This is a genomic window from Mycobacterium sp., assembly GCF_049280035.1.
Taxonomy (GTDB): domain Bacteria; phylum Actinomycetota; class Actinomycetes; order Mycobacteriales; family Mycobacteriaceae; genus Mycobacterium.
This window is the reverse complement of record NZ_JBAPPI010000063.1, coordinates 1-5,841: the sequence shown is the minus strand read 5'-3', so window position 1 is coordinate 5,841 and position 5,841 is coordinate 1. Positions and strand designations below refer to the sequence as shown.

At 64.0% G+C, this 5,841-nt stretch carries 2 protein-coding genes and 2 pseudogenes; all 4 read right to left on the bottom strand.

All coding sequences use genetic code 11. From position 1 onward, the window contains the following. A partial coding sequence (locus WAN71_RS02135) for a pseudouridine-5'-phosphate glycosidase (RefSeq protein WP_422223748.1) occupies positions 1–295 on the bottom strand: 295 nt, incomplete at its 3' end. A 6-nt stretch (positions 296–301) separates the two neighbouring features. Next, positions 302–2,632: an amino acid permease gene (locus WAN71_RS02130; RefSeq protein WP_422223747.1), complete on the bottom strand. Its 2,331-nt coding sequence runs from the start codon at positions 2,630–2,632 to the stop codon at positions 302–304. Positions 2,633–2,847: 215 nt separating this feature from the next. Then, a pseudogene (locus WAN71_RS02125) lies at positions 2,848–4,815 on the bottom strand (APC family permease); the annotation flags it as partial. Between the two features lie 122 nt (positions 4,816–4,937). After that, a pseudogene (locus WAN71_RS02120) lies at positions 4,938–5,841 on the bottom strand (DNA-binding protein); the annotation flags it as partial.

Here is a 5,841-nt window from a genome sequence, read left to right as displayed (position 1 = left end):
CCCCGTCACCACCCCGGGCCGCCAGCACCGCGACGTCGCGCACGCTGACCTTGACCACCGAGTCGCCCTGCGCGATGCGACGCAGCGCCGCATCGTCCAGACCGATGTACGGCTCGCCGCCGACGATCGCAATCGTGGCCGGCACCGCTCCGCCAGAGCGCACCGCCTCCTCGATCTCGCGCGCGATCCGCAGGTTGTCCGGACGTGGCAACCCGTGACTGATGATCGTGCTCTCCAGCGCGACGACGGGCCGTCCGGCGGCCAGCGCGTCCGAGACCTCTGGGTGGATACGCACGTGGGTCTACGACTCCTCGGGGACCTCGATGACCTGGTACGTCGGGTTGTCAATCGACACCCGGCGATCGCGGGTCTGGTTTGCTTTGCCGGTAACCCGCAGCACCTGGCCCGGCTGGATGTCGGCACCCTGGCCGGGCGGGAACGTCACGCGGATCTCCCCGCTGTCGTCCCCTAGGACGATCCAGCGGGACGTTCGTTGACCTTTAGCGACGTCCTCGAGTTGGCTGACTCGCCCTTCGACGGTCGCACGGCGTCCCGGGATCACGCTGCCCACCGGGATCACCGCCGCCGACCGCTCCGGGTGTTCGTAGGCTTCCGCGGGCTGGCTTTCGCCCCGCCAAATCCGCGCCTCAACCTTCTCGACCTGTCGCGCGATACGCATTTCCAAAATGTCGGGGAACGCCTCGCGAATCCGCGACTGCACGTCGTAAGGAACGATCGTCGCCGCGGCGTCGGGAATCCGGCTGACAGCGCGGGAAATCTTGTCCGCGGTACGGTCATGGAGCAGTCGTCCCAGCACCGGCGCATAGGTTCGCCGCGGCAGCAGCACTGTCACGTTGGTGCGCGGGTGCTCCTTTTGCGCCTTCACGACGAGCGCTTGGAGGGCCCGGATGATCTGTCGGTCCGGGCAGTCCACCACCCGGAGCGGAGTGTCGAGATCGAAGCCATCCCAGCGGTCTCGCAACTGTGCGGCACGTGCCGCGTCGACCATGAAGTGCACCGCGACCAGCTCGTCGGCCCTCAGACCCTTCCCGTAGCGCAGCGCCTCCAGCACCGCAAGGTCAAGTGAATTGACCAAGACAAACACGCGATGACGGGAATACTTCACCATCTCGGGCCGGTCGGTGCGGAATGCCTCGAGGATCGCGGACTCGGCCCGGTACTCGCGATTGAGGCGTATCAGCGCGATGACTAGCAACGGGAAGACGACGACGACCAGCCAAGCCCCTTCGGTGAACTTTGCCACCGCGAAAATCCCCACCACGATCGTGGACAAAATCGCTGCCGAAAGATTGATCACCAACCGGTGTTGCCAGCCCGATTCGCGATGTGTGAGATGGTGTTTGGTCATCCCGTAGCCAGCCATCGAGAAGCCGGTAAACACCCCGATCGCGTAGAACGGCACCAGCGCGTTGACCGATCCCCCGGTGATCACCAACAAGGCCACCGACAGCGCCGCGAGCGTGATGATGCCGTTGGAGAACACCAGGCGGTAACCGCGGGTCATGAGTTGTCGCGGCAGGAAGCGGTCTTCGGCGACGAAACTGGCCAGCGCCGGAAATCCGTTGAAGCTGGTGTTGGCGCCGGTGTACAAGGTCGCCGCGGTCGATATCTGGACAAGGATGTACATGCCGTTGCCGATGACCCCATTGCCGAAAACGGCGCGGGCCACCTGCGAGAGCACGGACGGGTATTCGGAGCGAAAAGGCGCGGCGTGCGTGGCGTAGGTGAGGTAGCCGACACCGGCCAATAAGAAACCCAGGATGCAGGCCATCGCGGTGAGCACGCGTCGCGCGTTGAGGTTTTGCGGCTTGCGGAAGACGGTGACGGTGTTGGAGATGGCCTCCACTCCGGTCAGCGACGAACCGCCGTTGGCGAATGCCCGCAGTATCACCAGGATCGTCGCGCCCATCACCAGACCGTTGTCCTGATGGACCGACACCGCTCCGGCGAGGTGGCCGGGATCGTATTGCGTTAGGCCCCAAAAGATGTGGCGGACGACCCCGGTCACGATCATCAGCCCGACCATCACCACAAAGGAATAGGTCGCAATGGCGAAGGGCAGGCCGGCTTCGCGCAATCCGCGCAAGTTCAGATAGCAGATGAGGATCACCACGCCGACAGTGATTTCCAGGCTGTAGGGCCCCAGGGCGGGTAGCGCCGACGCCACCGCCACGGTGCCCGCCGCCGCCTGTACCGCGACCGTTACGACGTAGTCGATCAGCAGTGCCGCCGCGGCGACCTGGGCCACTTTCGGCCCGAAGTTTTCCCGCGCGACGATGTAGGAGCCGCCGGCTTTGGTGTAGGCCATCACGACCTGGCGATACGACGCGGCCACCAGCGCCAGAATCAGCAGGATGACGCCCATGATCGGAAGCAACAAGACGAACGCCGCCAGGCCGGCGTGCGGCAGCAACTCGGTCAGGATCTGCTCGGGCCCGTAGGCGGTCGATGAGATGGCATCGGGTGAAAGTGCGCCCAGTGCAACGGGATTAGATAATCTCTCGGAAGACAGCTCCTCGGTGATCAACGGCTTACCGAGAAAGACCCGCTTGCACAGATCCGAAAAAGACGGCGGTAATGGCTGACTGTCATCCGAGGGTGTAGCCTCCACATTCGCCTCCGATCTGCGGCGTCGCCAGAAGTCTAAAGGGCATTATGCGGGCGTCGGTCAACGACCAGGAAACCGCGCCGGCGGGGAGGGCTCGAGACCGCTGGTGGCCATAAGCGGGCACAACCTACGGCTAGGCTGCGTGCTGCAGCCATCGCTCAGCCTGCGCGCTAGTCGGCTTCGGCGGGCAGGATCTCCGTCTCGCCTGCTACCGCGGTTTCGCGCGCGACCCGTGCCGCTAACGCGTCGGGGTCCACCCGGGCGATGCGGGACTCGACGTCGTAGGGCACGATGATCGCCGTCGCACCCTGGATCCGGCTCACCGCGCGGGCCATTTTGTCGGCGGTGCGATCATGCAGCAGCCGGCCCAGCAGCGCCGAATATGTTCGACGCGGCAACAGCACCGTCACCTTGGTGTCGGGATGTTCCTTCTTCACCTGCAGGACCAGCTCTTGTGCGGCCTTGCTCAAATGGCGATCGGGGCAGTCGATCACCCGCAACCGGGTGTCGTGCTCGAAGTGCCGCCAGCGGACCTGCAATTGAGCGGCGTGATCGGCGTCGACCACGAAGTGCACCGCGGTCAGCTCGTCGGCGTTCAGGCCCTTGCCGTAGCGCAGCGCCTCGACCTCGGCGAGGTCGACCGAATCCACGAAAACGAACACCCGCAGTCGGGCGTACTTGGCCAACTCGGGACGCTCGGTGCGTGACATCTCCAGCACCGAAGCCTCGGCGCTGTACTGCTGGTTGAGCCGTATCAAGCCGTACACCAGGATGGGGAAAACAACGACGACGAGCCAGGCCCCTTCGGTGAATTTGGCCACCACAAAGATACCCACCACGATCGCCGACATGATCCCGGCGGACAGGTTGACCAGCATCTTGCGACGCCAGTCGTGCTCGCGGTGGGTGTAATGGTGTCGGCTCATGCCGAAGCCGGCCATCGCGAAGGCGGTGAACACGCCGATCGCGAAGAACGGCACCAGCTTGTTGACCGAGGCGCCAGTCACCAGCAGCAACGCCACCGCCAGCACGGTCAGCGTGATGATGCCGTTGGAGAACACCAGCCGATGGCCGCGCTTGGTCAGCGGCCGCGGCAGAAAACGGTCCTCGGCAACAAAACTCGCCAATGCGGGAAACCCGTTGAAGCCGGTGTTGGCACCGGTGAACAAGATCGCCGCGCTGGACGCCTGAACCAAAAAGTAGAGCACGTTCCCGATCAGCCCCTGGCCGAAGACCACCCGGGCAATCTCGGACAGCATTGACGGGTATTCATCCGCGTACGGCGTCGCGTGGGTGACGACGGCCAGCCAGGACACCCCAGCCAACAAAAACCCGAGGATAACGGCCATCACGGTCAGCACCCGACGGGCGTTGTAGCCTTGCGGGGCGCGAAAGACGTTGACGGTGTTGGAAATCGCTTCGACCCCGGTCAGCGACGTGCCGCCGTTGGCGAACGCACGCAGCACCACCAGCACCGTGGCGCCCATCACGAGGCCGCCGCCCTGATGGATTGGTACCGCTCCGACAATGTGCTCCGGGTTGTATTTCGGTAAACCCCAGAAGGTCTCGCGAATCAGGCCCGTCACGATCGTCAGCGTGATCATGATGACGAAGGAGTAGGTCGTGATCGCAAACGTTCGGCCCGACTGCCGCTGTCCACGCAGGTTGGCAACACAGATCAGGATCAACACGCCGATCGTCAGTTCCAGGTGGTAGGGACGCAGCTGGGGTATCGCCGAGACCACCGCCACGGTCCCGGCCGCCGGTTGCACGGCGGCGGTGACCACATAGTCGATCAATAGCGCCGCGGCAGCAATCTGCGCCCACCGGGGCCCGAAGTTATCCCGCGCCACCATGTACGAGCCGCCGGCCCGAGCGTAGGTCATGACAACCCCGCGATAGGACGCGGACACCAACAACAAGATGAACAAGACGACGCCGATAATTGGCAGCAACAACGCGAACGCGGCCATCCCGGCCCGCGGCAGCAGTTCGATCATGACCTGCTCTGGGCCATATGCCGTCGACGAGATCGCGTCAGGCGAAAGCGCGCCAAGTGCAACAGGATTCGATAATCTCTCCGATTCCAGCTGCTCGCTGGTCAGCGGCTTGCCGAGAACGATGCGCTTCCAGGCGTCGATGAAAGTCGGCGGGATGCTCGAATTACGCTCCGATGTTGTTGTCAAGACGCATCACTTTCTTATTTCGCGTAGGCCCGCGGTGATCCGTACACGTCTATCGGTTCATCCGCAACGCTCGGCTCAGCCGGAGCTGCTCCGCCAGCCTGGGCCTGGGTGGCCTGGGTGATTCTAATTCGAGACGCGATGTCGTAGGCCACGATCTGCGCACTGGCGTCCGGGATCCGGCTGACCACCGCGGCGATCTTGTCGGCGGTGCGGTCATGCAGCAGCCGGCCCAGTAATGCCGAATACGTTCGACGCGGCAACAGCACCGTCACCTTGGTGTCCGGATGATCCCGCATGACCTCGCATACCAGCTCTTGGGCACCCCGGAGCAAGTTGCGATCCCGACATTCGACCAACCGCAACTCGGTGCGGTGCCCGAAGTGCTGCCAGCGCCGGTGCAACCGCACCGCATGGGCCGGGTCCATCACGAAATGCACCGCGACCAACTCGTCGGACTGCAGCCCTTTGGCGTAGCGCATCGCCTCGACCTCGGCGAGGTCGACGCTGTCCACAAAAACGAGGATCCGGTGCCGGTCATGTTTGGCCAACTCGGGAGGCTCGGTGCGTGACATCTCCAACACGGAAGCCTCGGCGCGGTACTGCCGATTCAGCCGCATCAAGGCGAACACCAGAATCGGGAAGACCACCACCACCAGCCAGGCGCCCTCGGTGAACTTCGCGATCGCGAAGATGCCCACCACGACCGTCGACAAGAGGCCCGCGGAGAGGTTGATCACCAGCTTGGATCGCCAACCGGGCCCACGATGGGTCAGCCAGTGTTTGGTCATCCCGTAGCCGGCCATCGAGAAACCGGTGAAAACCCCGATCGCATAGAACGGCACCAACGCGTTGAGCGATCCCCCTGTGACGATCAACAACGCCACCGCCAGCACGGTCAACGTGATGATGCCGTTGGAGAACACCAGCCGGTGACCGCGCTTCATCAGCGGGCGCGGCAAGAAGCTGTCTTCGGCAACAAAACTCGCCAACGCGGGGAACCCGTTGAAGCTGGTATTGCCACCGGTG